Source organism: Amnibacterium sp. (assembly GCF_051956055.1).
In the GTDB taxonomy this organism is placed as follows: Bacteria; Actinomycetota; Actinomycetes; order Actinomycetales; family Microbacteriaceae; genus Amnibacterium.
The window spans coordinates 1-2,586 of the sequence record NZ_JBQCGC010000114.1 but is presented as its reverse complement, the minus strand read 5'-3'; the positions used below and the strand labels follow the sequence as shown (position 1 = coordinate 2,586).

At 75.1% G+C, this 2,586-nt stretch carries 1 protein-coding gene; it reads left to right on the top strand.

Going from position 1 to position 2,586, the window contains the following annotated elements:
- Positions 1-2,586, top strand: a 2,586-nt coding sequence (locus tag ACTHLI_RS15830; RefSeq protein ID WP_440185708.1) for a molybdopterin-dependent oxidoreductase, incomplete at both ends; no start/stop codon positions are given.

The following is a 2,586-nucleotide window of genomic DNA, read 5'->3' as shown; positions in this document are numbered from 1 at the left end:
GGGCCACCACGAGGTGAAGAAGGGCTGCGACGCGGGCGACTGCGGCGCGTGCACCGTGCTGCTCGACGGCGAGCCGGTGCACTCGTGCATCGTGCCGGCCCATCGCGTCGCGGGGCGCCGCGTCACGACCGCGAGCGGGCTGGGCACGCCGGAGGCGCTGTCCCCCGTGCAGCAGCGATTCGTGGACGCCGCCGGCTTCCAGTGCGGGTTCTGCACCGCGGGCATGGTCGTGACCGCGTCCACCGCGACGGTCCAGGAGGCGGACGACGCCGACCTCCCCCGGCTCTTCAAGGGCAACCTGTGCCGCTGCACCGGGTATCGCAGCATCCGCGACGCGCTCGCCGGGATCGGCACGACGGAGGTGCGCGGGGTCGCGGGCGGCATCGGCCGTGCGGTGCGCGCGCCGGCCGCGGAACGCGTCGTCAGCGGCCGCGAGCCGTACACGCTCGATGTCGGGACCACGGCCGTCGCCCACCTCGCGGTGCTGAAGAGCCCGCACGCCGCCGCCCGCATCCGCCGCATCGACGCGGCCGCCGCGCTCGCGATGCCCGGCGTGCTCGCGGTCCTCACGCACGAGGACGCCCCCGACGTGCTGTTCTCGACGGGCCGCCACGAGCAGCGGCTCGAGGACCCGGACGACACCCTCGTGCTCGACCCGGTCATCCGCTTCGAAGGGCAGCGGGTCGCGGCGGTGGTGGCGGAGACGATCGGGCTCGCGGAGGCGGCCTGCCGCGCGATCGCTGTCGAGTACGAGCCGCTGCCCGCCGTGTTCGATCCGGAGGACGCCCGCAGCCCCGGCGCCCCGCTCGTGCACGGGGACAAGGACGCGGAGACGAGCCGCATCAGCGACCCCCTCCGGAACGTCGTCGCGCAGCTCCACGGGGAACTCGGGGACGTCGACGCGGCGCTGGACGCCGCCGACGTCGTCGTGTCGGGCACCTGGCGGACCGCCCGGGTCTCGCACGCCGCGCTCGAGACGCACGCCACCCGCGGCTGGCTCGACGCCGACGGCCGCCTCGTGCTCCGCACCAGCTCGCAGGTGCCGTACCTCGTGCACGCCGAGCTCTGCCGGATCCTCGGGCTGCAGCCGGACCGGGTCCGGGTGTTCACGGCGCGGGTCGGGGGCGGGTTCGGGGGCAAGCAGGAGCTGCTCACCGAGGACCTCGTGGCGCTCGCCGTGCTCCGGACGGGCCGCCCCGTCCAGTACGAGTTCACCCGGGAGGACGAGTTCACGATCGCACCCCTCCGGCACCCGAAGCGGGTGGCGGTGACCCTCGGTGCGAGCGCGGACGGGGTGCTCACCGCGATGGAGGTCGACGTGCTGGCCGACACCGGCGCGTACGGGAACCACGGTCCCGGCGTGCTGTTCCACGGCAGCCACGAGTCGGTCGCGCTGTACCGGGCGCCCAACCGGCGGGTGGACGCGGAGGCGGTGTACACGAACAACCCGCCGTCCGGCGCGTTCCGCGGCTACGGACTCGGCCAGGTGATGTTCGGCGTCGAGTGCGCGATGGACGAGCTCGCGCGCCGGGTCGGCATCAGCCCCTTCGAGCTGCGCAGGCGCAACGCGATCCGGCCCGGGGACCCGATCGTGGTCACGGACCCCACCGAGCCGACCGACCTGCAGTACGGCGGCTACGGGCTGCCGGAGGCGCTCGACCTCGCGGAGGCGGCGCTCGCCCAGCCCGGCGAGCCCGCACCGACCGGCCCCGACTGGCGGGTCGGCACGGGCATGGCGGTCGGGATGATCGCCACGATGCCCCCGCGCGGGCACTTCAGCGAGGTGCGCCTCCGGCTCGACGCCGACGGGGGCGCCTCCCTCGACGTCGGCACCGCCGAGTTCGGCAACGGCACCACCACCGTGCACGCGCAGCTCGTCGCGGAGCTGCTCGCGATCCCGCCGGAGGCCGTGCGGATCCGCTCGGCCGACACGGACGCGGCCCCCTACGACACCGGGGCGTTCGGGTCCGCCGGCACGGTGGTGGCCGGCAAGGCGGTGCACGCGGCTGCGGCCGCGATGCGGGACCTGGTGCTCGCCGCGGCGGGCCCGGATGCCATGCTCGAGCCGGGAGGTGTCCGGACCCCGGGCGGCTGGACGCCGTTGGCCGCGTTCGCCCCGCTCGAGACCACCGGCTCGGCGGACGGCACACCCCGCGGGCTGGCGTTCAACGTGCACGCCTTCCGGGTGGCGGTCCATACGGGCACCGGTGAGGTGCGCATCCTGAAGTCCGTGCAGGGCGTCGACGCCGGCACCGTGCTGAACCCGGAGCAGCTCACCGGCCAGGTGGAGGGCGGGACGGCGCAGGCGATCGGCTCCGCGCTGTTCGAGGAGGTGCGGGTGGAGGAGGGGCACGTCCTGACGCGCACGTTCCGCAACTACCACGTGCCGCAGATGGCGGACGTGCCGCGCACGGAGGTGCGCTTCACCTCCACCTACGACGCCCTCGGGCCGTTCGGCGCGAAGTCGATGAGCGAGGCGCCGTACAACCCGGTGGCGCCCGCGCTCGCGAACGCGATCCGGGACGCGATCGGCGTCCGGCCCACCGAGCTGCCCATGACCCGCGACCGCATCTGGCGCCTGCTCCA